The following is a 22761-nucleotide window of genomic DNA, read 5'->3' as shown; positions in this document are numbered from 1 at the left end:
AGAGCAGAAGCCCCATCACAGGTGATGGGCTATCGCGTCTCGGAACCCAGCTACACCACCGCCCCCGCAGGCTCCTTCGCCGCGGCGGCACCGTCGTCGTCCGCGGCGCCGACTGCGGGCTCCAACTCGGTGATGCCCTTTTCCGCGGCCCGTCGATCCACCTTCCCGCCCGGCCACCAGAGGAAGCGGCGGCAGGCCAGCATGAACGCCGGCAGCGTCATGACGCGGATGATCGTGGCGTCCAGCAAGATGGCCGCGGCCAGGCCCACGCCAATCTGCTTCAACTCCAGGAAGCTCAGCGAACCGAAGATGGAGAACACCGCAACCATCACGACGGCGGCGCTGGTCACCACCCCGGCGGTGCGCACCACGCCGTCGAACACCGCTTGCTGGGCCGGCATCCCGGCCAGTGCGTTCTCCCGGACGCGGCTGACCACAAAGACGTGGTAGTCCAGCGATAGCCCGGAGAGCACCACAAACAGCAGCGTGGGCACCCACGGGGCTATGTACCCGCTGGACGCGAAGCCCAGCAGCGGCTCCGCCCAGCTGTTCTGGAAGACCAGCACCAGGATGCCGAAGGCTGCAGCCGTGGAGAGCAGGTTCAGCAGCACTGTGCCCAGCGCCACGGCCACGGAGCGGTACACCGCGAACATGTAGACGAAGGTCAGCGCGACCACGATCCCGATCACCACCGGCAGCTTCTCCATCACGTTGGCCACGTAGTCCATGTCGTACGCGATGGCCCCGCCCACATACGCCTCGGCCCCGTCGATGCTGCCGAAAGTCTCCGGCAGCAGGGCCTCGCGCAGCTCGGTCACAGATTCCTGCCCGGCCTCAGATCCCACCGCGTGCGGGGTCTCCACCTGCAGCAGCATGGTGCGCTCGTCGTCGGCAATCCACGGTTCCGCCACGGCGCCGAACAGCCCGGCCCGAGCCCCCACCAGCGCGTTGAAGTCCGCGGCCTCGCCGGCCAGCGCCGCTTCCGCCCCGGCCGGCACGTGCACGGTTACGGTGTTGACGTTTGAGCTGTTCGGGAAGTCTGTTTGCAGCCGGTCGAGCGCCTGGATGGTCTCCAAGCTGCGCGGCAGGTCCTCGATCTGGGCGTTCTTCAGGCTCATGCCCAGCGCCGGGGCGGCCAGCAGCAACAGCACCGCCACGGAGCCGACCAGTGCCAGTTTGGGGCGTCGGACCACAGGACGCAGCAGCGCCGGCATCACTCGAGGGTTCCGCCCGGCGGTCAGCCGCCAGACGAACGGCAACCGCGGCTTGTCCGCCCACCGGCCGCATGTGGCCAGCAGCGCCGGCAGCACTGTCAGCGAGGACACCATGGCCACCAGAACCACCAGAATCGCGCCGGTGGCCATGCCGCCGAAGAATGTGTCCTGCGTGACGAACAGCCCAGCCATGGACAGCACCACGGCCGCCCCGGAGACGATCACCGAATGCCCGGCGGTCTCGGCCGCGATCCGGATCGCATCGCCGTCGGCCTTCCCCGCCCGCCGTTCCTCGCGGAAGCGCCGCAGGTAGAACAGCGAGTAGTCCACGCCCACGGCCATCCCCACCAGCACTATCAGGTGCATCACCATGCCCTGATCCGGCACCAACTGTGACGCCAACGCCCAGAGCCCGACGGCGGACGCCACCGACGCGAGGCCCAGCACCATCGGGATACCCGCCATCACGATGGCACCGAACGCCAGCAGCAGGATCACCAGCGTCACCGGCACACTCAGCAGAGTCGCTTTTTCCACGTCCTTGTTCAGCCACTCGTTGATTTCCAGCGTGATGGTGGCATCGCCCACCTGCTCCAGCGCCAGCTCAGCGTACGCTGCCTGCACCTGGTCGGTGACCTCCAGCAGCGGCTCCACCCGCTCGGTGGCGGTGCCCGGATCGCCACTCAACTGCACCATCACCAGCGCGGCTTCGCCGTTCTCCGCCGGAACCGGACCTGCCGCCTGCTCTACTTCTAGCAGGGCTTCCATCTTCCGGACCAAGTCAGCCGCAGCTTCGGCAGCCTGCGCAACGTCCAGTTCCCCGCCATCCGCTGCCCGGATCACCACGCTCTCCGAGGCCCGCACCTCATAGCCGGCCTCATCGGCCAGTTCATACGCGGCGCGTACATCACCCACCATCAGCTCGGCCTGCGTGGCCTGCCGCGGACTCAGCACAAAGTTGAGCCCGAAGGTGATGAGGATCAGCAGCAGCCACGCGCCGATCGCCTTCCACGGATTGGTCGCGCTCCACAGAGCTATCCCGGTGATGACCCCACGCTTTTTGGGCGCGATGCTGTCCACTGTGTTCCTCCCCAACTGAACGCGCGCGCCGGTCTCCCCGGTCTGTCCCGCGTCCTCCGCCCCACCCTAGCTGGGAAGTCACTAAGGGCCCGTCGGCAGAAACAAGTTCGGCGTGAACATTCGATGAAGCATTAACCAACCCAGAGCACCCGAAACACTGTTGAGGAACACTTAACCCCCGCGGTATTTTGACTTAATCGCGCTTAGGTGTTGACATGGACTGCAGGCCTACCGGTGTTATTGGATCTTCGGTGGGCCGCTCCGAATCGCTCGCGCAGGCCCCCTCGCCTGCCCGCGGACACGGTGCCCGTCTCCCTCTCGGGATTGATTGTTCAGGGCCCGGCGCGTCTCTCGCGCCGCCAGTGTTATAACGCCGCGCACTATGCGCCTGCACCGCCACCGGTGCGCCAATATGGCCGTTCTGTGGATTCGGGGCGTCGAACCTGACGGACAGATCCAATGGATGAGGAGATGCATTTAGATGCGAGTCGGAATCATTGGCGCAGGACCCAGCGGCATGGCACAGTTGCGCGCGTTCGAATCAGCCCGGCAAAAGGGAGCCGAAATCCCGGACATTGTGTGCTTTGAGAAGCAGTCCGACTGGGGCGGACAGTGGAACAGCAGCTGGCGCACCGGTCTGGACGCCGCCGGCGAGCCCGTGCACAGCAGCATGTACCGGCACCTGTGGTCCAACGGGCCCAAGGAAGTTCTCGAGTTCTCCGACTACACCTTCGACGAGCACTTCGGCCGGCCGATCTCCTCCTTCCCGCCGCGCGAAGTCCTGTTCGACTACATTGCCGGCCGGGTCCAGAAGTCAGACGTCCGCAAGTACGTCCGGTTCAACACCGTGGCCCGCTGGGTCGACTACAACGAAGACAGCCAGGAATTCACCGTCACGGTCGAGGACCTCGCGGCGCAGCGCACCGAAACCCATGTGTTCGACAAGCTCGTGGTCTCCACGGGCCACTTCTCCTACCCGAACGTGCCGGCGTTCGAGGGCATCAACAGCTTCCCCGGTGAAGTGCTCCACGCCCACGATTTCCGCGGCGCCGAGCGGTTCGGCGGCAAGGATCTGCTGCTGATCGGCAGCAGCTACTCCGCCGAGGACATCGGCATGCAGGCGCACAAGATGGGCGCCAAGTCAGTCACCTTCAGCTACCGCAGCGGCCCGATGGGCTTCGACTGGCCGGAGTCCGCCGTCGAGCGCCCGCTGGTAACCCGTTTCGAGGGCCGGACCGCGCACTTCAGCGACGGCACTACCGGCGAGTTCGACGCCGTCATCCTCTGCACCGGCTACCTGCACAAGTACCCGTTCCTGCCCAGCGAACTGTCGCTGCAGTCACCAAACCTGCTCTACCCGGGCAACCTCTACAAGGGCGTGGTCTGGCAGCAGAACACCAACCTGTTCTACCTGGGCGCACAGGACCAGTACTACACCTTCAACATGTTCGACGCGCAGGCATGGTTCGCCCGCGACGTGATGCTGGGCCGGATCGAGCTGCCCTCGCTCGAGGAGCGCGACGCGGACATCCAGGCCTGGCTGGACCGGCAGGCCTCGCTGCCCGACCATGACGCCGAGGCGGATTTCCAGACCGACTACCTGCGCGACCTGATCGCGCTGACGGACTACCCGGAGTTCGATCTGGACACCGTCGCCACCCTGCTCAAGCAGTGGATGAAGGACAAGGAAGAGAACATCCTGGGCTACCGGGACAGCATCCACCGTTCCGTCATGACCGGCACCATGGCCACCCGGCACCACACCCGCTGGATCAATGCCATGGATGACAGCCTGGAACGCTACCTCAACGGCCCCTCCGAGGACATGGATACCGGAGCCTTGGCCGCCCTCACCGGCGACGCCGAGAAGGCTTCCGCCCGGCGGTAGAGCCAGCCTCGCACCGCGTACGACGGCGGGTGGCATGGGAGCACTGCTTCCTCGCCACCCGCCGTCGTCGCGACCGGCCCCGCCCGCCGTCGTCACACGGGCCGTCCGCCGTCGTCATCTCCGGTACCGGGAACCGTCCGCACCCAACTTCCCCTGCTGTCGGCGGCCGCTGCGCAGGGCTACAGTGGAGCCAGCCGTCAGAATCGAGTGGCAGCGATGGCGTCGAACACGATCACCTTGTTCCTGGCCGGCGACGTGATGACCGGCCGAGGCGTGGACCAAATCCTGCCGCATCCCGGCGCAGCCAAGCTGCGCGAAGGCTACATCCGCGACGCCCGCGACTACGTGTCCCTGGCCGAAGCAGCGAACGGCCCCATCCCCCGCCCGGTGGACCCGGCCTGGCCGTGGGGCGACGCGCTGGCGATCATCGGCGAGGCCGGACCGGACGCGCGCGTGATCAACCTCGAGACCAGCGTCACCGCCGACGGCTCCTTCGCCCCGGGCAAGGGCATCCACTACCGCATGCATCCGGACAACATCGGCTGCCTTACCGTCGCCGGCCTGGACGTCTGCGTGCTGGCCAACAACCATGTGCTGGACTTCGGCATCGCTGGCCTGACCGAGACCGTGGACGTGTTGCACGCCGCTGGCCTCCGCACCGCCGGCGCCGGCCGCGATGCCGCGCAGGCATGGCAACCCGCGGAGGTGGACACCGGCCACGGACGGGTGCTGGTGTTCTCCGCCGGACTGGCCTCCAGCGGCATTGCCGCCGCGAACGCCGCTGGCCCCAACCTTCCCGGGCTTGCCTTCCTGCCGGACCTGTCCAGGGACACCGCCGCACGGTTCATCGGCCACGTCCAGGCGATCAAACAGGACGGCGATCTGGCGGTGGCCTCGCTTCACTGGGGCTCCAACTGGGGCTACGAGGTTCCAGACGGGCACGTCCGCTTCGCCCGCTGGCTGGTGGACGGCGGGATCGACGTGGTGCACGGGCACTCCTCCCATCATCCGCGTCCGCTCGAGATCTACCGCGGCCGCCCCATCCTCTACGGCTGCGGCGACCTGATCAACGACTACGAGGGAATCGGCGGCTACCAGCAGTTCCGCGACGACCTGCGGCTGCTTTACTTCGCCACGCATGACGCCCGTTCCCGGGAACTGCGCGGGCTGCGCCTGGTGCCGGTGCGGGCCCGGCGGATGCGCCTGGAGCGGGCAAGCAAGCACGACGGCGAGTGGCTTCGTCACGTCCTGAGTGACGCCAGCGCTGGCTTCGGCACCCGGATCAGCCTGGTCGGAGACGGCAGCTTGTCCGTCGGTGTGCCGTAAAGCTGTCCGCCAGCCCTCCGCCACAGCTACACGGCCGGTACCCGATCATGATCCCGCGCACTTGTCCGCTGCGGTACCGTGGTGCGCAGGTTGCCCTTCCGAACGAGGACAGGATCATGCCCGTGGGACTCAGAAGCGCGCTGTTCGCGGCGCAGTATGACGCTGCCATGCGCCGGGCCGAGCATGAGGAACTCGCCTCGCGCCGTGCGGCGCTGCTGTCCGGCCTCAACGGGATTGTGTACGACGTCGGTGCCGGCACCGGAGCGAACCTGCGGCACTTCCCGCCGTCCTGCCAAGTGACGGCGGTGGAACCCGATCCGAACATGCGCAAGCGGCTGCAGGCCAAGGTCGGTTCAGTCGGCAACGTCCAGGTGGTGGATGCCGGCGCCGAAGTGCTGCCGGCCGACGACGCCAGCGTGGACGCTGTGGTCTTCACGCTGGTGCTCTGCAGCGTTTCCGACCAGGCCGCAGCCCTCGCCGAAACCAAGCGCGTGCTCAAGCCGGACGGAAGGCTGCTGTTCCTGGAGCATGTCCGCGGCACCGGCGCGCACGCCACGTTCCAGGACATGCTGCGGCCCGTGTGGTCCTTCGCGGCGCAAGGCTGCCAGCTCAACCGGAACACCGTCGCCGCCATCTCCGCGGCAGGCTTCACCGTGAGGGTGCAGGAAGAGTTCGCGGTGGGACCGGCCTGGCTACCGGTGAACCCGATGGTGATGGGCACGGCAACGCCCGAAGGCTGAGATGCCTCCGGGCGTGTGACCCGTAGCTGATCGACTATTCAACTAATGCCCTTCCCAGCGCTGAGAAGGGCGCCTGCTGACTCCTCGATGCAGCAAGGTGGCGGGCAGGAATGGTTTATCCGAATCCTCCCAGTTTGTCCTTCAGCCCGCCGAGCTTCTCCCCCAGGCCGCCGGGGAGTTTGCCAAGCAGGGCGTCGACGTCGATGCCCAGGCTGGACAGCAGGCCCGAGTCCTTCTCCGTGTCCACCTTCTCGGGCAGTTCGGAATCGGCCTTGGCGGCCTGGTCCTGGTTGCCCTGCTGTTTGAGGATGTCGATGATCTGCTGCTTGTCTATCTGCATGGTGTTCTCCGATCCACGTTGATGGTCAGCGCACTGTCCACTTTCCTCACTCGGCCACAGCGTGGCAAGCCCCAAGACGTCCGCAGGCTCCCGGTGGCATACTGTTTGGACGCCACAGCGCCGTGGCGTCTCCCGTGGACAGGATTGCAGGATTATGGCTGGTCATTTCGAACTCATTGATGCGCCCGACGGCGGATTTCGGGTCAGGATGTTGGACGGCGACGGAGCACTGATGGCCGAATCGGTGACCTTTCCTTCCGTCCGGGAAGCCCGGGAAGGCATTGAACGTGCCCGCGAAATCGCCGGCACCGGACGCGTCGTTGACCGGTCGGGCGCGGCCGCGCAGTCTGACTCTTAGCTGGCTACCTTTCTCGGCTCGTACCGCAGCGCCACCGCCCCCGAGCCGAACTCCAGTCGGCTGACGAGCTTCAAGTCGAGATGCTTCGAGAGCCCGGCGAACAAGACTACCGAAGCGGTCGCATCCCGCCAGAGTACCTAGCCGGAGGCAGCGAACCCTTCGGTCCTCGACGCCGGCTAGCGGCGGCCGCTTTCCGGGCCGAAGAGGAACTCCTCCGCGTGGGCCACGGCTTTCTTGAACGAGTCGTTGCGCAGCGCCAACTGGTCGGCCCCTCCGCTCTCCGTGTACTCGGTGAACCCCGGGCGCAGCGCCCAGATCCCGCCGGCCGGCGGCAGATAGAAGACGGCGAAGGAGCGGTGCTCGGTGTCGTCTTCCCAGACCGGGACCACTGCCGCGGCCGCTCCGGTGTCCACGTTGATCCACTGGGCCCGAGGCCGCGGCTGGCCTTCCTCGAAAACACTGGGGTCAAGGAACGGAGCGGTTCCGGGTCCCCAACGCTCCTCGAACCGCTCATGGAACACCGGAAACAGGTGATGGTCGTAGCGGCGCCAACTGGTAGCAGGCATTAGTCCTCCTTCAACGATCTAAAACAATCCATCGGCGGAAGTCCCCTGAGTACGACGGCGGCCGCTCGCCCAGCCGGACTGCGTCCGGCGGGATGGGGTCGTCGAACCCCAGGTAGACCGTGGGTCCGGACGGAACCGACGGGCTGGCGTGCGGACGCCGACGCGCCGAGGATTTAGCGCGCTCGGCGGCACCGCGCATACCGGGCTCCGCGGCCCCCGGCTCCGCAGCCCCGTGCCCGGCGTACTCGCCGGGCTCTCCAGACTTGTTGTTTTGCCGGGCGGTGATGCGCCGTGAGCTGTGCCGGTCGTAGTCAGCGCGCCGCGCGGCGTCGCCCAGCACCATGTAGGCGTGGAGGATCGCCGCCGTCGTCCGTTGCTCCGCGCCGGTTTCCGCGTCATGCCCCGTGTCCGGCTCTGCCGGTCCACCGCCGTCGGGGTTCAGGTCCGGATGGTGGCTGCGGAGCAGCGCTCGGTAGGCGCGGCGGATATCTTCGCTGCTGGCGTCCGGGGCAACCTGCAGCACGGCATAGAGATCGGTTTGGTTCACGTTCGCCTTCCCTCCCGCCCACGCAGAGGGGTGAAAGTGGTGCGCCTCAGCGCGGAGGCCCGGTGAAGAGTCGCGGTGAAAAGCCGCAGTGGGAGCAAAACAGTAGATGCGGCCCGGCCGGCGGCTCCGCCGCGGTTGGACGGAGCCGCCGGCCCGGCCTGATCGATCAGGCGTCGATCATCTGCTTGCCGTCACCGCTGCTGATCTCGATCTTGCGTGGCTTGGCCTGCTCACGGATGGGGATCCGCAGTGCCAGAACGCCGGCCTCGTAGCTGGCCGTGACGTTCTCCGTATCCAGCGTGTCGCCCAGGACCAGCTGGCGGCTAAACGTCCCCGTGGCCCGCTCGGCGGCCACCACGTCCTTGCCGTCGTCGATCTTGGACCTGCGCTCCGCGCCGATCGTGAGGACATTCCGTTCCACGTCAAGGTCAATGGTGGACGGATCGACGCCGGGCAGATCCAGCTCGACGACGAATTCATCGCCCTCACGCCACGCGTCCATCGGCATGGCAGCGGGCCGCGCCTGGTTTCCGAAGACCTGCTGGGTCAAGCGGTCCAGCTCACGGAACGGATCAGTTCGCATCAACATTGCAGCAGCCTCCTTCAGTCATATTCTCTTGTCGCCCGTTCAGCTAATCTATGCCTTCGGGCACAGATATTATGACTCCGGGCTAGAATGTTTTTCAAGTCTGATGTGGGAGGAATTTTGGCAGCGGGGAAGAAGCAGCCCAGGGCGGACCAGGGCGTGTACGGCATCTCCGTGGTCAGCGACCTGGTGGGCGTGGGCGAGCAGACCTTGCGCCTCTATGAGCGGCGCGGGCTGGTGGAACCGGAGCGGACCGAAGGCGGCACGCGCCGGTACAGCCGGGACGACGTGGACCGGCTCCGCCGCATCGGCGAACTGGTGGACGACGGCGTGAACCTGGCCGGCGTGGGAAAGGTGCTGGCGCTTGAAGCTGACAACGCCGCCCTGCAGCAGAAACTCAAATCCGCCGTGAAGCACTCGGCCCGCCGCCAGCAGATCCAGGGTGCGGACGACGCGTCAGCAGCAGGCTGACATCGGGGGCCGAATCTGTTGTGCGCGCCGGCACTCCTGAGAACCCGCGCACGCGAAGAGGCAGCACCGGAGTACGTCCGGCGCCACCTCCTCGGCAGTTCTCTGTTTCCCGTTGGCGCTAGCCGGTCAGCTGGGCCGCTTCGCGTGAGCGGACGGCGAACCCCCGGTAGCCGTCGTCGGCAATTTCTTGGGTGATCTGGCGGTAGTTGTGGACTCCGCCCACATAGGGCAAAACCTGGCTGGGCTTCCCGTCGATGTTGGCACCCGTGTACCAGGATCCGGACTGGGGGAACAGGGTGAAGTTCGCGACCTCGGTGGTGTGCCGGCCCCACTCCCTCTCTGCTTCCTCGGTGGGCTCGATCTGGTCAATGTCGTTCTGCTCGAGGTAGGCGAGGCAGTCGCTGATCCAGTCAACATGGTGCTCAATGGAGACCATCATGTTGCTCAGCACCGAGGGGCTCAGCGGCCCGGTGATGGTGAACAGGTTCGGGAAGCCATGCACGGCGAGGCCAAGGTAGCTGCTGACAGCCTGCCCCCACTTCTCTTTGAGGGACTGGCCGCCACGTCCGCGGACGTCGATGCGGGTGAAGGAGCCAGTGACGGCGTCGAACCCGGTGGCCAGGACCAAGTAGTCGACCTCATAGGTGCGCTCTGCCGTCGCGATTCCCTTGCCGGTGACCCCAGTGACGGGTTCCTTGAGCAGGTTGACCAGCGTGACGTTTTCGCGGTTGAAGGTCTCGTAGTAGCCGGTGTCGATGCAGAGGCGCCGGGTGGCGATCGGATAGCCGGACGGCGTCAGGGCGGCAGCTGTTTCCGGATCCTCGACGCGCTCGGCGATCTTGCGGGCGACAAAATCGGCTGCCGTTGCATTCGCTTTGCGGTCAGTCATCTGGTCGGTGAACAGGCCTTGGAACTTGAAGGGCTGGCCTTCGGCATACACCTGTTCGAAGATCTCCGTACGCTCGGCTTCGGAGACCTCGAAGGCGGATTTGCCGGTCTCTTCAAGGGCGATGCCGCCGATGGCATTCCGGGAGGCTTCGCGCAATTGGGAGTAGCCGGCCTTGACTGCGTCCAGTTCCTCGGGGGTCAGGGGCCTGTTGTGGGCCGGCAGACTGAAGCTGGGGGTGCGCTGCAGGACGTACAGCTGCTCCGCCGTCTTGGCGATTTCGGGAATTGCCTGGATTCCGGAGGATCCGGTGCCGAGGACGGCAACGCTCTTGCCGGTGAAGTCGACCGGTTCTTCGGGCCAGTCGAAGGTGTTCAGGACGGTGCCACCGAAGTTCTCCAGTCCGGGCAGGTCCAGAACCTTCGGGGTCGAGAGGACGCCGGTGGCCAGGATGCAGAACTTCGACGTGTATCGCTCCCCGTTGTCGGTGTGCAGAGTCCATTGGTTCAGGTCCTCGTTGAACACTGCGGAACTGATCTTGGTGTTGAACTGGATGTCCCGGCGCAGGTCGAACCGGTCGGCCACGTGGCGAGCGTAGGACAGCAGCTCGGACTGGGAGGCATAGCGTTCGGTCCAGTTCCATTCCTGCTGCAGTGCATCGTCGAACGAATAGGAGTAGTGGATGCTCTCCACGTCGCAGCGCGCGCCGGGATAGCGATTCCAGTACCAGGTGCCGCCGACCTCCGGGGCAGCTTCCAGGACGCGGGCGGAGAAGCCGCGGCTGCGCAGACGGTGCAGCGCCAGCATGCCGGACCAGCCGGCGCCAACAATCAGGACATCAAAATCGGTTGTCTGGGTCATTACCGGTCCTTTCTAGGCGCCGACGGCGTCGGTGGCGGCTTCGAGTTCGGCGGCTTCGTCCAGCCGGGCGGCCAAGAACTCCCCGGCAGCCGCCAGCGCGTCCCGGCCTTCGCTGAGCATGAAAGCAAACAGCGGCCAGTCGTGGAACAGGTTCGGGCCGATTTCCAGCCTGGCACTGGTGCCGGCGGCGCCGGCACGTGCGGCGAGGCGGACGGCGTCGTCAAGAAGGATTTCGGCGGAGCCGGCGTGGATGAACAGCGGGGCCAGACCGGAGAGGTCGGCATAGATTGGCGAGGCCAGCGGAGAGCGTGGGTCCGTGCCGTTGAGGTAGTCGTTGGCGGTCTTGCGCAGTCCGGGTTCGTCCAGCAGCTTGTCTTCACCGGCCTTGGTCTTCACCGACTCTCCGGTCAGGGCGAGGTCCGCCCACGGCGAGAGCAGCCACGCGCCGGCGGGCTGCTGCAGGCCCGCGCCCTTGATAGCGACCAGGAGTGCTGCTGTCAGTCCCCCGCCGGCGGAATCTCCGGCCAGCACAATCTCTCCGGGTGCGAAGCCTTCCTCGAGCAGGCCGCGGTAGGCGGCCAGCGCGTCGTCGATGGCCGCCGGGTAGCGGTGCTCCGGGGCCAGCCGGTACTCCGGGGCGAAAAGCGAGACGCCGGCGGCGCGGGCGATGTTGCAAGCCAGCGAGCGGTAGCCGAAGGCTGTTCCGACCACGTAGGCGCCACCGTGCAGATACAGCAGCACCCGGTCCGGATTCTCGTCGCTGGTAAGCCAGACGCCTTCGATGCCGCCGATGTTCCGGGTTTCGAACGCCAGATCAGAGTCAACGGGCAGCGAAGCAAGCAGGCCCTCGAAGTCGGCGCGGACCTTGGCTGCTTCATCTTTGAAGTCCGGTCCACCCTGCTGCATCAGCTCCATGATCTGGTTGAGCTCGGAAGTAGTCACTGCGTTGTCCTCTCACAGGGATTCCGGCTCGACGGCCGGCTATGAATCCATGCTGACAGTGAGCCAGTTCACAAACTGGTGTTTGCGTGCGGGACCACTGGGGTGAGAGTGCAGGCTTCAGCGCGCGGCGGGCCGCAGCGTCGACGGCGAGGCCCCGAACGCCTGCCGGAAGGTCTTGCTGAAGTGTCCTGCGTCGAAGAAGCCCCAGCGCGCGGCGATGTCGGCGACCGAATGCCGCGTCAGCAGCGGGTCCCTGAGGTCCTGGCTGCAGTGTTCCAGCCGGCGGGTACGGATCCAGGCGGCCACGGTATGGCCTTCCGAGCGGAAAAGGCTGTGCAGGTGGCGGATGGAGATGAAATGCGCCGCGGCAATGGACGACGGCGTCAGCTCCGCTTCCGGCAGGTGGTCTTCGATGTACCGGTAGATCTGCCGCAGCTGCAATGCCGGCCCCTGCTGTGGCAGTTCATCGAGCTGGTCGGCAAGCAGGGTGCCGATCAGGTCCAGGCCGATCCGGGACAACCGGTCCCCGGTGGGACCGGCGAGACCGTCCAGGTTCTGAACCAGGCCGTGCATATAGGAGGCGACCATGCCGCCCAGGCCTGAGGTGCCATCGATCTTGTAGCCGGCGAGCGACTGCGCGTCCGGGGCATAACCGCGGATCACATCCGCCGGGAACATCGCCACCAGGAAGGAGAAGTCGTCCTCGTGGACCATCGAGTACGGCCTTGAGGTGTCGTATAGGGTCATGTCGCCGGGCTGCAGAACGGTTTCGCGTCCGTCCTGGACCATCAGGCTGGTGCCCGACAGATGCAGCGAAAGCTTGAGGTACCCGCCGTCGTTCTTGGAAATCAGATCAGGAACACGCTCGATCACATGCCCGGACGACGACAGGTGGGACATGAGCAGCTGATCCGACCCTGCCGACCGGGCATGACCCCGGAATTCTTCGCGGCCCGGCAGGGAAATGCGCAGCGGCGGAAAGACGGCACCTACGATGGATTTCCAGCGCGCGAAGTTCACGGACGGCTCACCCGCGAAGTCGACGTCGGTGGTCCGGCTGATCAGCTTCGACATCAGGTACCTCTCTAACTGCCCTTCATTGTGCCGTGCCCGCTGTCACGTCCCGCATTAGTTACGCGGCAGTCCCTGCCCGGGCTACCTGGCAGGGACGGCTCCGCGTTTGGGACTAAACGCCGGCGGCGACGCCGGTGAAGAATTCTGCAGCCTTCTCACCGATGAGGACTGCCGCCGCGTTTGTGTTGCCGGTGGGAACCAGCGGCATCACCGACGCGTCGGCCACACGAACGCCGTTCAGTCCGCGGACCTTCAGACTGCGGGGGTCGACGACGGCAAGTTCGTCGAGGCCCATCTTGCAGGTGCCGACTTGGTGGTGGTAGGTGACGGCGGTTTCGCGGACGTAGCGTTCCAGGTCTTCGTCGCTGTCCGAGTACGCCGACCCGGGATAAACCTCTTCGGGCCCCCAATCGGCCAAGGCAGCGGTGCGGCCCATTTCGCGGCACTGGCGGACGGAGGCCGCGAGAGCGCGGACGTCCTCTTCGGCGGTCAGCGCGCCGAGATCAATCTTGATCGGATCCTCAGCTGCGGGGCCCGAAAGCTTGATTTCACCACGGCTGAGCGGGCGGACGATGCCGCCGATCAGGGAGAAACCGTTCTCCGGGCCGGTCATCGAATCCAAGAAGTACATGGGCAGGGAAAAGTGGATCGGCTGGGTATCCGGTACGGCCAGATCCGGGTTGCTCTTCCAGAAGTGGTGGGTCTCCGCGGCGCCCACCTGGGACGGCGGCACTTCCTTCTTCGTGGTGGTGAAAATGACCGGCGAGAGCAGGTGATCCTGCAGGTTCTTGCCGACACCGGGCAGGTCCATGACCGGTTCGATGCCGGCCTCGCGCAGTTCTTCCGAGGGCCCGATGCCGGAGCGCAGCAGCAGTTCCGGCGAGTTGATGGCCCCGGCGGCCAGGATGGTTTCCCCCGCGGTGAGGGTGAGGACTTCGCCGCCCTTGTGGTATTCGACGCCGGTGACGGTTCCGTCCTCGATCAGCAGGCTGCGAACGTGGGCGTTGGTGATCAGGGTGAGGTTCTCGTGTCCGAGGACTGGCTTCAGGTAGGCGTGCCAGGTGTTGAACCGCTTGCCATTGCGCACGTTCAACTGCATCTTGGAGGCGCCTTCGACGTCGCCCGAGTTGTAGTCCTCATTGAGCTTGACGCCCACTTCCAGCGCGGCTTCAAGGATGTCATCCTGGACCGGGTTCCGTGGAAAGTCCTTGACGACGTCGAGCGGGCCGGAAGCACCGCGCGTTTCCGAAGCGCCGCCGTCGTAATTTTCAATTGCTTTGAAGACGGGCAGTACATCGTCCCAGTTCCAGCCGGGGCAGCCCAGGTAGGACCAGGTGTCGTAGTCCTGCTTGGCGCCGCGGACCCAGATGGTGGCATTGAGCGCGTGTGATCCGCCGGTGACCTTGCCACGCGGCAGGTGCAGTTTCCGGCCGGCACAGGCTTCCTGCTCCGTGGTGTAGTAGTCCCAGTCCTCGGGACCGTGCCAGAGTGCACCGGCGGCGAACACGTCGGCAATCGCCGGGTTGGTGTCCTCGCCGCCGGCCTCCAGCACAGCTACGGTCTTGCCGGCGTCGACCAGCCGGCGGGCGATAACGGAACCGGCGGAGCCGGCGCCCACCACAATGTAATCGAATTCGTTGGCTGTCATCGTCGACAAACTCCTCTGCATCTCTGCACTGGTATTGATTGTCCATCCATAATGCCCGTGACGTGGGTCTCAGGTCTTGCACTTAAGCGCTCGCCCATGGGAATTCGGTGCACGCTTTAGCCCGAAGGTCTCCGCAATATCGGCGGCCGCTCGTTTCCGGAGCGGCCGCCGATGCGCGGAGTGAACCGGGTGCTGTTAGCCGAGATAGGCCTTCTGCGGCACCTCAGCCGCAGGTTGGAGCGGTGCCGGCGAGAGCTGTGGGACCCGGTGTACGCGAGCCACCCGATCAGTGCCACTCAGCCAGGTGGGGCTTTCGTCATCCTGCCTATTTCAGCCGCATCTTCCGGGAGGCTTTGGGGCAGTCTCCAAGCGAATTCCCTTTCGAAAACTAGGGCACGTCAAAAGCGTCGAGGCTGTTGCCAGGTCTTTGGTGCAGTCCTATACTCGGCCACAGCCCAATCGGGAAAACCTCCGGAACCTTTGCCCAGCGGGCGTTCGGCCTGTCCGGACGGGGGCCGCGTTCTGGAAAACAGAACAGGAAAGTGCCATGACCAAGTACTTGTTCCAGGGAAAGTATGTGGGCGACGGAATCAAAGGCCTGATGCAGGAAGGCGGTTCCAAGAGGCGGGAGGCCGTGATCCGGGCCTTGGAATCGGTGGGCGGCTCGCTGGAATGCATCTACTACGCGTTCGGGGAGACCGACGTCCTTGGTGTCTTTGAGATTCCGGACCAGGCAAGTGCCGCCGCGCTGTCCCTGATGATCAATTCCAGCGGTGCGGTGGAGTTGCGGCTGACACCGCTGATGACGCCCGAGGATCTGGACGCGGCGGCAGGCAAGACACCGTCCTACCGGGCGCCCGGACAGCAATAGGGCACTTTCTTCCCCCGCGGACTCTCACGTCCGCCGAAGAGCGGGCCGCCGACCGGTGACCCGTTCCAGCCAGCGCTGTCCGGCGGACTGCACCGCCCAGTTCAGCTTCAGCGTGGCGAAGGCCCAGCTGAAGCGCCGGGCAATGGCTCCGGCGTCGGAGAACATGCGGCCGGCCGCACCGACGCTCAGCCGCCGATCAAACCGGACTGTCGCCCAGGGGGCCAGTTGGAAGCTCAGGTCCAGGTCGTCGTGGATCCCGGCCCGGTGCCGGTGGATGCCCGTTGCACATCGCTGCCAGGTGGTGCGGCGGATGGCGAAGTTGGACCCCCAGACCGGAATGCCCGCCAGCGCGGCACCGGCGCCGAAACGGTAGCCGGAGGAATACGCGGCGGACGCCAGCCAGGCCACCGGCCGGGGCAGGTCGTAGAACCGGCCCGGACCGGTTAACGCGTCAAGGCCGGGGTCGGCGAAAGCGGCACCGATCCGGGCCAGCCAGTCCTCCGGCGGACGGGTATCGGCGTCGCAGCGGACAATCACCTCGCCGACGGCGGCATCGTAGCCCGCGGCGGCAGCGGCCGGGATCCCGCGCCGCGGTTCGGTGACCACGCGTGCGCCGGCGTCCAACGCCACCTGGGCCGAGGTGTCCGAGCAGCCGTTGTCCACCACAATCACCTCGTCGGCGGGACGTGTCTGCCGAGCCAGCAGCGCCAGGCACTCGGCGAGCGCCGCGGCATCGTCCAGCACCGGAATCACCACGGACAGAGCCGGGCCGCTCGGCGGCCGGGCCGCGTCTGGCCGCACCGGGGTCACCGCCGGCCGCCGTGGCTATCGGCCAGACGGGCGGCCACCACGGCACCACGACGGCGGACATTGTGGCTGCGCTTGTCGTGGACTGGCCGGGGTGTCTGGCCGTGCGGCGTGCCCCAGGTTCGGACGGCGAGGGCGGCGCCGAGGATAGCCCCGACGAAGTTGGCGGCCAGGTCGCCGATGGTGTCGTCGTAGCCCACGCCGATCTCCGGGGTGATGTACGTGTGGCCCAGCCACTCCCCCAGCTCCCAGAGCACGCCCAGCGTCACCGTCGCGCAGACCAGCAGCACCGCCGGCACCACGACGCCGGTCCGGCCGCCGCGGCCGTTGCGCCCCGTTGAAGGGGCGGCCGCGCCAACAGCCGGCGCGCCACTAGCCGGGGTACCGCCCGCCAGCTGACCCCGCGCACCCAGCAGTTCCGCCCGCAGCAGTTCCGCCGCCAGCAGCGCCACCACCAGGCTGGCCAGCGCGTGCATCACCGCGTCCAGCCAGGACACCCGATGGTAGAGCCCCACCGCGCTGAACCACCCGGCCGCCAGCAGCACCAGTTGGCCCGCCGCGTCGACCGGCCGGCCCAGCAGATACCAGCGCAGCAGCCACTGCCCGCCGCAGACCAGCAACATGGCCGCGGCCGCCGGCCAGCCCGCCACCAGCCAGGAAGCAGCGACCAGCACCGCACCGAGCAGCCGGCCGGCGTCGGCCGCGTACCACCGGTCCTGCGCCGGACCGGGCCGCTTGCCCGGCGTGCTCACCGGATCCCCGCGTACCAGATCAGCAGCATGGTGACCAGGAATCCAACCACATAGTTCAGCCAGAGGAAGCGCTTCCAGCCGGCGTTCGCGGCGGCCGATCCGGCGTCGTCAATCCGGGCGAAGCGCAGCACGTTGACCAGGTACGGCAGCACCAGCAGCGCCGCCAGCGGGCCGGGCCAGTCGGTGGCCAGCATCAGCAGCCCGGCGGCGGCATAGGCAGCGGCGGACAGCAGCACCGTGCGGCGGGCGCCCAGCACCGTGCCGATCGATCCCAGCCCTGCCTCGCGGTCCGGGACCACGTCCTGCACCGCACCGAACGCGTGGCTGGCCATCCCCCAGAGGAAGTAGGCGGCCAGCAGCGCCCACAGCTCCGGCGTGAACTGCGCCCCCGCCAGCACCAGCCCGTAGACCGCGGGCGAGACAAAGTGCGTGCTGGAGGTCAGCGAATCCAGGAACGGCCGCTCCTTGAAGCGCAGCCCCGGCGCACTGTAGGCATACACCGCGGCCAGCGAGACCAGCAGCACCAGGTTGGACGCCACGCTGCCGGCCAGCGCCAGCACCACCACGAACGGGAGGGTAGCGATGGCGCAGGCCTGCAGGATGGCGCGGTGCCGGGCCCGGTCCACCACGGCGCCCTCGGCCCCGCCCTTGCGCGGGTTGAGCAGGTCGGATTCGTAGTCGAACACGTCGTTGATGCCGTACATGGTTAGGTTGTACGGGACCAGGAAGAAGACGGTGCCCACCACCAGCAGCCAGTCGATCCGGCCGGCGGCCAGCAGGTAGGCGGCGGCGAACGGGTAGGCGGTGTTGACCCAGGACACCGGCCGGGACGTGATCACCAGTTCGCGGATCACCGGCTATCCCCTCCCCTGGCCGTTTTTCCAGCACGACGACGGCGGGGGCCGCCGGTGAGCAGCAGCCAGACCGCGGGCAGCAGCAGGGCGGCGCCCAGCGGGTAGGCGAAGTCCTCGATCGGCGCCAGCCCGATCCGCAGCCCGGCCAGCGCGTGGCCGCCGTAGTCAAACAGGCCGGAGGCAATCATCACGTTGTCGAACACCGCAGTCAGCACCCACAGCGCGGCGATGGTCAGGCCGGCGGCCGCGGCGGCTCCGCGGGGCACCCGGCGGGCCAGCAGCGCGGCTGCCACGGCGGCGAGCGCCAGACCGAGGAAGATCCAGTTCAGCTCCAGGAAGTTCATGCCGCGCCCCCTGCCCTTGGGCCGCCGTCGTGCTCCACCAACTGTGTTTCAGCGCGGCGGGCCGCGCGCCGGTGCCGGCCCCAGGCCAGCAGACCGGTGAACAGGATCATGGTCTGGTAGCAGAGGAAGGCCAGGAAGAACGCTTCCTCCAGCGGCAGTTGCGGGCCCAGCATGATGCCGGTCATCAGCGGCGACTCCCGGTGCAGGAAGATGCCCAGCGAGATCGCCCAGACGTCCCAGGCCAGGAAGTAGGCCAGCCCGGCGGCCATGGTGATGGTGGCCGCGAGCGGCCGGGCGAAGAAGAACAGTTTGTAGCGGGCATCCAGCAGGGCCATGCAGCCCAGCAGCGCCACGAGAACGGCGAGGTAGATCATGCGCTGCTCCCCGCGGTATCGGCGGACGGCACTTCGGCCGGCGTCGCGCCAGACGCAACCGGCCCGTCGGGCTCCGGCAGCGCGCCCGGCTTCTTGATCCCCTGGACGGCCTTGAGCACCAGTTCGGCGCTGATCAGGCACATCGGCACGCCGATGCCCGGCCGCACCGAGCTGCCCGCGTAGTGCAGCCCCTCCACCTTGGCGCTCCGGTTGCCCGGCCGCAGGAACGCGCTCTGCCGCAGCGTGTGCGCGGCGCCCAGCGCGCTGCCGCGCCAGGCGTTGAATCCGTCCACGAAGTCCCCGGGGCCGTAGGTGCGGCGGACCGCGATCCGGCCGCGCAGGTCGGCGATGCCAGTCCAGGCGGCCAGTTGGTCAATGGCCGCGTCGGCCACGGACTCCACGATGGCCGAGCCTTCGCCGTCGTCGCCGCCGTTGCCCCAGGCCGGCGCCGCCGGGGTGGGCACCAGGATGAACAGGTTCTCGTCCCCTTCCGGTGCCACGCCGTCGTCGGTTGCGCTGGGCTTGCACACGTAGATCGAGGTCTCGTCCGCCAGCGCGCGGCCGGTCTGGATCCGGCCGAAGTTGTCCTTCCAGTCTCGGGTGAAGAGCAGGTTGTGGTGGGCCAGCTCCGGCAGCTTGCCGCGCACGCCCAGGCAGACCAGCACCGCGCTGGGTCCCGGGTCGCGGCGCCGCCAGACCGGTTCCGGATGGCTGCGGAGGTGGGCCGGCAGCAGTTCGGTCTCCACATGGTGCAGGTCGGCGGCGGCGACCACGGTGCGCGCCGGCGTCCGCTGCTGGGTGCCGTCGGCGTCGGTCCACACCACCGCCTCGCAGCGGGCCTTGTCGCCGGACGGGCCGGTGATGATCCGTCGGGCGGTGGCGCCGGTTTCGATCTGGACGCCGGCCTCGCGGGCCAGCCGCTCCATCGCATCGACCAGCGCGGCGAACCCGCCCATCGGGTAATACACGCCGTCGTCCAGGTCCAGGTGGCTCATCAGGTGGTACATCGCCGGGGCACGGAACGGGCTGGTGCCCAGGAACACCGCCGGATAGCCCAGCACCTGCTGCTGCCGCGGCTCGGCGAAGCGCTCGCGGACGTAGCGGTCCAGGCTCCAGCCCAGCAGCTTGGCCAGCCGCGGCGCCCGGCGCAGCACGTGCGGGTGGGCCAAGCCGCGGAAGCTGGCGAAGTCGTCGTACAGGAAGTGGTCCTTGGCCAGCCGGTAGGTCTCCGCGGCCTCGTCCAGATAGCGGCGCAGCGGCGCCCCGGAGCCCGGCTGCAGCTGCTCGAACAGCTCGACGGCGTGCTCGCGGCCGGAGCGCACTTCGGCCACCTCGGGGTGCCCTTCGAACCAGGTCCGGTAGGCCGGGTCCAGCTTCACCAGGTCCAGCTGCTCGGCCGCACTGGTGCCCATCAGCCGGAACCAGTGGTCGATCACCTCCGGCATCAAATACCAGGACGGGCCGGTGTCGAAGCGGAAACCGTCGCGCTCATAGCGTCCCGAGCGGCCGCCCAGGCCGGAGCGCTGCTCCAGCAGGGTCACCCGGTGCCCGGCCTTGGCCAGCAGCCCGGCCGTCGCCAGCCCGGAGATGCCGCCGCCGATCACCACCACGGGCTTCTCGCCGGCGCCGCGGGCCGGCGCGGCCGGCCCCATCTTCACCCGGCGGGCCGCCAGCCGGTGCTTGAACGAGGTCAGGCTCATCAGGCGGCGCTCCGTCCACGCAGGCGCTGCCGGGCCACAACCTGCAACGCGATCGCCGCCTTCTGCGGCGTGCCCACCCGGACCCGGCGGGACAGCAGCTCGTCGGCGGGAACGCGCTCCAGCCGGTTCACCAGCGCGCTGAACAGGGCGTGGGCCAGTTCCACCGCGCTCCGGGCGCCGGGCGGGAGCAGCGGAATGCCCTGCCGGGCCGCGTCCAGATCCTCGCGGATCTCGGCCACCAGCTTCAGTTTCAGCGCCTCGTCGAGGCTGCCTGCATCCGCCCGCGGGAAGTAGCTGCGGCCCAGCTCCACATTGTCCGCCGCCAGGTCGCGCAGGAAGTTCACCTTCTGGAAGGCCGCCCCCAGCCGGCGGGCGGCGGCGGCGAGCTCTTCGTCGTGGCCGGGAACCGCCCCGGGCATCGACTGGAACACCCGCAGGCACATCAGGCCCACCACCTCGGCGGAGCCGTAGATGTATTCCTCCAGCGAATCGTCGGTATGCTCGGCCACCGTGATGTCGGCGCGCATGGAGGCGAAGAACGGACGGGTCAGGTCCGTGCCGATGCCGCTGCGGCGGGCGGTTCCCGCGAACGCGTGCACCACCATATTGGTGCTGTAGCCGGACAGCATCGCCGTTTCGGTCTCCCGTTCCAGCCGGTCCAGCTGGTCCCGCACGGCGGCGGCGTCCAACCCGGCCGCGGCGGCGGCGCCGTCCACCGCCTCGTCGGCCACCCGGACCAGGGCGTAGATGTTGGCGATGTCCCGCCGCCCCTCCGGGCCCAGCAGCCTGCAGGCCAGGCCGAAGGAGGTGGAATAGGCGGACAGCACCACGCCGGCGCTGCGGCCGGCAGCGTCGGTGTAGCGGAGCAGCGGGTTCAGTTCCATGGTCCTTAGTTCCCCCTGGTCAGTACGTGCAGGCAGACACCTTCGAGTTCGGCCCGGGCGGCGGCGTGCAGCGGCAGCCTCCGGGATTCCCGCAGCGCCTCCTCCACCAGGCTGCGGGCGAGGCCCTGCGCCCGGGTATCGGCGCCGCAGTCCATGAGCGCGGTCCGCACCCGGTCTGCTTCCGCTTCTCCCCTGCGGAAAGCGGCCAGCAGGTCATCGAACCCCTCGGCCTCTGCGGCAAAGGCGGTCAGCACGGTGCGCTTGCCTTCGCGCAGATCGGACTCAGCCGACTTGCCGGTGGTGTCCGGTTCGCCGAAGGTTCCCAGCACGTCATCCACGATTTGATAGGCGACACCGATGCGCCGCCCGATCGCCGCCAGCGCCTCGGCCTGGCCCGGATCGACGCCGGCCAGCAAGGCCCCTGCCTTCAGCGGGGCTTCGAAGGAGTAGCCGGCGGTCTTCAGGCTCTCCATGTCCAGCACGTCCTGCAAGTCGGGCTGCCCAGTGGAGGCGGACAACAGCACGTCTTCCAGCTCGCCGGCCGCGGACGCGAACACCGCGTCGTGCACGGTGTTGGTCAGCTCTTCGGCCTGCGGCAGGCCCGCGGCAGCCCGGCCGGCCAGCCGCAGCGCTCCGGCTAGCAGCAGGTCGCCGGCGATGATCGATGCCGAGTGGCCGAAGTGCTCTGCATCCGGCGTGGACAATCCTTGGTCCAAGGCGTGGTCCCGGTAGTGGGCGCCGACGGTCGGCTGCCCGCGGCGGACGAAGTCGCGGTCGATCGCGTCGTCGTGCACCACCAACGCGGTGTGGAGCAGCTCGAACGCGGCCGCCATCTTCGCGCAGCGACCGATATCCCCGCCATCGAAGGCCGTGTAGGCCAGATGCACCATCCTGGGACGCAGCCGCTTTCCGCCGACCAAGGCCGACTCGATGTGATCCCACATCAGCGGGAAGGACCGCGAGATCCTGCCGGCCTGGGTACGGTGTCTGCGCACGAAGTCTTGCAGTTCCGCTTCGACCAGCGAGCTGAACCGCTGCCACCTGCCATTGTTTGACGACGGCGGGGCAGGCTTCCGGCTGGTGGTGTTGACGGTCATGACGGGCCCTTCCCGGTCAGTTGGGGGACAACGGGTTGCTCCCCCGCCAGCTCTACAATGTGCTGCTCCATCGCCTGGATGACCCCGCCCAAGTAGGCGACCACCGCTTCCTGCTGGTCGGGTTGCATGTCCCGGACCATTTGGTCCGTCTGCTGGATCATTGGCATCAGCTTGGCCATCGCGAAGTCGGCCGCATGCGCTGTCGGCTCCACCATCGTGCTCCGCCGGTCCAACGGATGCGGCACCCGGCGCGCGTGGTCGGCCCGCACCAAGCGGTCCACCACCGTGGTGGCCGCGGCAGTGGTGATGTGCAGGACATCCGCTAGTTGGGACGGCGTCATCGGCCCCTTCGCCATCAGATGCTGCATCGCCTGGAAGTCAGTCTCGTTCGTCCCCATGACGCGACGCATCTGGTACTCCACCTTGTCGTTGAGCACCAGCACCTTCCGCATCAACACTGACGCGGCATGCATCTCCGGCCTTCTCGGCTCTTCACCCTCGTCCAAAACCACAACCCAACTGATCATCAGAAAGTTTAGATACATGATGGT

The 22761-nt window shown here is 67.5% G+C and carries 25 protein-coding genes; 7 read left to right on the top strand and 18 right to left on the bottom strand.

Features of this window, described 5'->3' with window-relative positions:
- Window positions 1–50: 50 nt before the first annotated feature.
- The gene (locus ACWF5H_RS09545) at window positions 51–2294 is read right to left on the bottom strand and encodes an MMPL family transporter (RefSeq protein WP_452036435.1); all 2244 of its coding nucleotides are present in this window, start codon (window positions 2292–2294) and stop codon (window positions 51–53) included.
- A gap of 481 nt (window positions 2295–2775) precedes the next feature.
- Between ACWF5H_RS09545 and ACWF5H_RS09540 the strand changes: the two genes are divergently transcribed.
- The 3 genes from ACWF5H_RS09540 (at window position 2776) to ACWF5H_RS09530 (ending at window position 6248) form a co-directional block, all read left to right on the top strand.
- Window positions 2776–4182, top strand: a complete 1407-nt coding sequence (locus ACWF5H_RS09540; RefSeq protein ID WP_452036434.1) for an NAD(P)-binding domain-containing protein — start codon at window positions 2776–2778, stop codon at window positions 4180–4182.
- Between the two features lie 216 nt (window positions 4183–4398).
- Window positions 4399–5508, top strand: a complete 1110-nt coding sequence (locus ACWF5H_RS09535; RefSeq protein ID WP_452036432.1) for a CapA family protein — start codon at window positions 4399–4401, stop codon at window positions 5506–5508.
- Window positions 5509–5630: 122 nt separating this feature from the next.
- Window positions 5631–6248 (top strand): class I SAM-dependent methyltransferase, encoded by a 618-nt coding sequence (locus ACWF5H_RS09530; RefSeq protein ID WP_452036431.1) that lies wholly within the window; start codon window positions 5631–5633, stop codon window positions 6246–6248.
- A 115-nt stretch (window positions 6249–6363) separates the two neighbouring features.
- Here ACWF5H_RS09530 and ACWF5H_RS09525 read toward each other — a convergent pair whose 3' ends face one another.
- Window positions 6364–6588 (bottom strand): hypothetical protein, encoded by a 225-nt coding sequence (locus tag ACWF5H_RS09525; RefSeq protein WP_364646392.1) that lies wholly within the window; start codon window positions 6586–6588, stop codon window positions 6364–6366.
- 154 nt (window positions 6589–6742) lie between these two features.
- On the opposite strand from ACWF5H_RS09525, the gene ACWF5H_RS09520 reads away from it, so the two are divergent.
- A complete protein-coding gene (locus ACWF5H_RS09520) occupies window positions 6743–6946 on the top strand; it encodes a YegP family protein (protein WP_452036429.1) in 204 nt (67 codons plus the stop codon).
- Window positions 6947–7122: 176 nt separating this feature from the next.
- On the opposite strand, the gene ACWF5H_RS09515 is transcribed toward ACWF5H_RS09520, so the two are convergent.
- From ACWF5H_RS09515 to ACWF5H_RS09505, 3 genes are all read right to left on the bottom strand, one after another.
- The gene (locus tag ACWF5H_RS09515) at window positions 7123–7512 is read right to left on the bottom strand and encodes a hypothetical protein (protein WP_452036427.1); all 390 of its coding nucleotides are present in this window, start codon (window positions 7510–7512) and stop codon (window positions 7123–7125) included.
- 10 nt (window positions 7513–7522) lie between these two features.
- Complete coding sequence (locus tag ACWF5H_RS09510) at window positions 7523–8059, bottom strand: J domain-containing protein (RefSeq protein WP_452036425.1); 537 nt, start codon at window positions 8057–8059, stop codon at window positions 7523–7525.
- 166 nt (window positions 8060–8225) lie between these two features.
- Entirely contained in the window at window positions 8226–8648 is a 423-nt protein-coding gene (locus ACWF5H_RS09505) for an Hsp20/alpha crystallin family protein (RefSeq protein ID WP_364646377.1), read from the bottom strand.
- A gap of 105 nt (window positions 8649–8753) precedes the next feature.
- On the opposite strand from ACWF5H_RS09505, the gene ACWF5H_RS09500 reads away from it, so the two are divergent.
- Window positions 8754–9116: a MerR family transcriptional regulator gene (locus tag ACWF5H_RS09500; RefSeq protein WP_452036423.1), complete on the top strand. Its 363-nt coding sequence runs from the start codon at window positions 8754–8756 to the stop codon at window positions 9114–9116.
- A 118-nt stretch (window positions 9117–9234) separates the two neighbouring features.
- Here the strand turns inward: ACWF5H_RS09500 and ACWF5H_RS09495 are convergent, their stop codons facing one another.
- The 4 genes from ACWF5H_RS09495 to ACWF5H_RS09480 form a co-directional block, all read right to left on the bottom strand.
- A complete protein-coding gene (locus ACWF5H_RS09495; protein WP_452036422.1) occupies window positions 9235–10863 on the bottom strand; it encodes a flavin-containing monooxygenase in 1629 nt (542 codons plus the stop codon).
- 12 nt (window positions 10864–10875) lie between these two features.
- Complete coding sequence (locus tag ACWF5H_RS09490; RefSeq protein ID WP_452036421.1) at window positions 10876–11805, bottom strand: alpha/beta hydrolase; 930 nt, start codon at window positions 11803–11805, stop codon at window positions 10876–10878.
- Between the two features lie 117 nt (window positions 11806–11922).
- The gene (locus ACWF5H_RS09485) at window positions 11923–12879 is read right to left on the bottom strand and encodes an AraC-like ligand-binding domain-containing protein (protein WP_452036419.1); all 957 of its coding nucleotides are present in this window, start codon (window positions 12877–12879) and stop codon (window positions 11923–11925) included.
- Window positions 12880–12991: 112 nt separating this feature from the next.
- A complete protein-coding gene (locus ACWF5H_RS09480; RefSeq protein ID WP_452036417.1) occupies window positions 12992–14527 on the bottom strand; it encodes a GMC family oxidoreductase in 1536 nt (511 codons plus the stop codon).
- 107 nt (window positions 14528–14634) lie between these two features.
- Between ACWF5H_RS09480 and ACWF5H_RS09475 the strand changes: the two genes are divergently transcribed.
- Complete coding sequence (locus ACWF5H_RS09475) at window positions 14635–14919, top strand: AraC family transcriptional regulator (RefSeq protein ID WP_452036415.1); 285 nt, start codon at window positions 14635–14637, stop codon at window positions 14917–14919.
- Between the two features lie 155 nt (window positions 14920–15074).
- Window positions 15075–15398 carry a GYD domain-containing protein gene (locus ACWF5H_RS09470; protein ID WP_452036414.1) on the top strand — a complete coding sequence of 108 codons (324 nt, stop codon included), beginning with the start codon at window positions 15075–15077 and terminating at the stop codon, window positions 15396–15398.
- 24 nt (window positions 15399–15422) lie between these two features.
- Here ACWF5H_RS09470 and ACWF5H_RS09465 read toward each other — a convergent pair whose 3' ends face one another.
- Genes ACWF5H_RS09465 through ACWF5H_RS09425 form a run of 9 tightly spaced genes read right to left on the bottom strand, consistent with a single transcriptional unit; the run spans window position 15423 to window position 22737 of the window.
- Entirely contained in the window at window positions 15423–16154 is a 732-nt protein-coding gene (locus ACWF5H_RS09465) for a glycosyltransferase (protein ID WP_452036413.1), read from the bottom strand.
- 50 nt (window positions 16155–16204) lie between these two features.
- Window positions 16205–16957, bottom strand: coding sequence for a hypothetical protein (locus ACWF5H_RS09460; protein WP_452036412.1), 753 nt, complete (start codon window positions 16955–16957; stop codon window positions 16205–16207).
- Window positions 16954–17811 (bottom strand): prenyltransferase, encoded by an 858-nt coding sequence (locus tag ACWF5H_RS09455; RefSeq protein WP_452036411.1) that lies wholly within the window; start codon window positions 17809–17811, stop codon window positions 16954–16956. The genes ACWF5H_RS09460 and ACWF5H_RS09455 overlap by 4 nt, the downstream gene beginning before the upstream one ends.
- Window positions 17808–18155 (bottom strand): lycopene cyclase domain-containing protein, encoded by a 348-nt coding sequence (locus ACWF5H_RS09450; protein WP_452036409.1) that lies wholly within the window; start codon window positions 18153–18155, stop codon window positions 17808–17810. Before ACWF5H_RS09450 ends, ACWF5H_RS09455 begins: the two co-directional genes overlap by 4 nt.
- Window positions 18152–18529: a lycopene cyclase domain-containing protein gene (locus tag ACWF5H_RS09445; RefSeq protein ID WP_452036408.1), complete on the bottom strand. Its 378-nt coding sequence runs from the start codon at window positions 18527–18529 to the stop codon at window positions 18152–18154. Before ACWF5H_RS09445 ends, ACWF5H_RS09450 begins: the two co-directional genes overlap by 4 nt.
- A complete protein-coding gene (crtI, locus tag ACWF5H_RS09440) occupies window positions 18526–20181 on the bottom strand; it encodes a phytoene desaturase family protein (RefSeq protein WP_452036723.1) in 1656 nt (551 codons plus the stop codon). Before crtI ends, ACWF5H_RS09445 begins: the two co-directional genes overlap by 4 nt.
- A 47-nt stretch (window positions 20182–20228) precedes the next feature.
- Complete coding sequence (locus ACWF5H_RS09435; protein ID WP_452036407.1) at window positions 20229–21113, bottom strand: phytoene/squalene synthase family protein; 885 nt, start codon at window positions 21111–21113, stop codon at window positions 20229–20231.
- A 5-nt stretch (window positions 21114–21118) separates the two neighbouring features.
- Entirely contained in the window at window positions 21119–22210 is a 1092-nt protein-coding gene (locus ACWF5H_RS09430; protein WP_452036406.1) for a polyprenyl synthetase family protein, read from the bottom strand.
- Complete coding sequence (locus ACWF5H_RS09425) at window positions 22207–22737, bottom strand: MarR family winged helix-turn-helix transcriptional regulator (RefSeq protein ID WP_452036405.1); 531 nt, start codon at window positions 22735–22737, stop codon at window positions 22207–22209. The genes ACWF5H_RS09430 and ACWF5H_RS09425 overlap by 4 nt, the downstream gene beginning before the upstream one ends.
- Between the last annotated feature and the right edge of the window lie 24 nt (window positions 22738–22761).

Source organism: Arthrobacter sp. NPDC055138 (assembly GCF_053607305.1).
The sequence above is the reverse complement of the archived record's forward strand: the minus strand, read 5'-3'. Positions and strand labels throughout refer to the sequence as shown.

Coding starts and splice junctions, on each gene's coding strand:
- ACWF5H_RS09540 (WP_452036434.1), top strand. CDS start 2,776: ATGCGAGTCGGAATCATTGGCGCAGGACCCAGCGGCATGGCACAGTTG.
- ACWF5H_RS09535 (WP_452036432.1), top strand. CDS start 4,399: ATGGCGTCGAACACGATCACCTTGTTCCTGGCCGGCGACGTGATGACC.
- ACWF5H_RS09525 (WP_364646392.1), bottom strand. CDS start 6,588: ATGCAGATAGACAAGCAGCAGATCATCGACATCCTCAAACAGCAGGGC.
- ACWF5H_RS09520 (WP_452036429.1), top strand. CDS start 6,743: ATGGCTGGTCATTTCGAACTCATTGATGCGCCCGACGGCGGATTTCGG.
- ACWF5H_RS09515 (WP_452036427.1), bottom strand. CDS start 7,512: ATGCCTGCTACCAGTTGGCGCCGCTACGACCATCACCTGTTTCCGGTG.
- ACWF5H_RS09505 (WP_364646377.1), bottom strand. CDS start 8,648: ATGTTGATGCGAACTGATCCGTTCCGTGAGCTGGACCGCTTGACCCAG.
- ACWF5H_RS09495 (WP_452036422.1), bottom strand. CDS start 10,863: ATGACCCAGACAACCGATTTTGATGTCCTGATTGTTGGCGCCGGCTGG.
- ACWF5H_RS09485 (WP_452036419.1), bottom strand. CDS start 12,879: ATGTCGAAGCTGATCAGCCGGACCACCGACGTCGACTTCGCGGGTGAG.
- ACWF5H_RS09480 (WP_452036417.1), bottom strand. CDS start 14,527: ATGACAGCCAACGAATTCGATTACATTGTGGTGGGCGCCGGCTCCGCC.
- ACWF5H_RS09470 (WP_452036414.1), top strand. CDS start 15,075: ATGACCAAGTACTTGTTCCAGGGAAAGTATGTGGGCGACGGAATCAAA.
- ACWF5H_RS09450 (WP_452036409.1), bottom strand. CDS start 18,155: ATGAACTTCCTGGAGCTGAACTGGATCTTCCTCGGTCTGGCGCTCGCC.
- ACWF5H_RS09445 (WP_452036408.1), bottom strand. CDS start 18,529: ATGATCTACCTCGCCGTTCTCGTGGCGCTGCTGGGCTGCATGGCCCTG.
- crtI (WP_452036723.1), bottom strand. CDS start 20,181: ATGGGGCCGGCCGCGCCGGCCCGCGGCGCCGGCGAGAAGCCCGTGGTG.
- ACWF5H_RS09435 (WP_452036407.1), bottom strand. CDS start 21,113: ATGGAACTGAACCCGCTGCTCCGCTACACCGACGCTGCCGGCCGCAGC.
- ACWF5H_RS09430 (WP_452036406.1), bottom strand. CDS start 22,210: ATGACCGTCAACACCACCAGCCGGAAGCCTGCCCCGCCGTCGTCAAAC.
- ACWF5H_RS09425 (WP_452036405.1), bottom strand. CDS start 22,737: ATGATCAGTTGGGTTGTGGTTTTGGACGAGGGTGAAGAGCCGAGAAGG.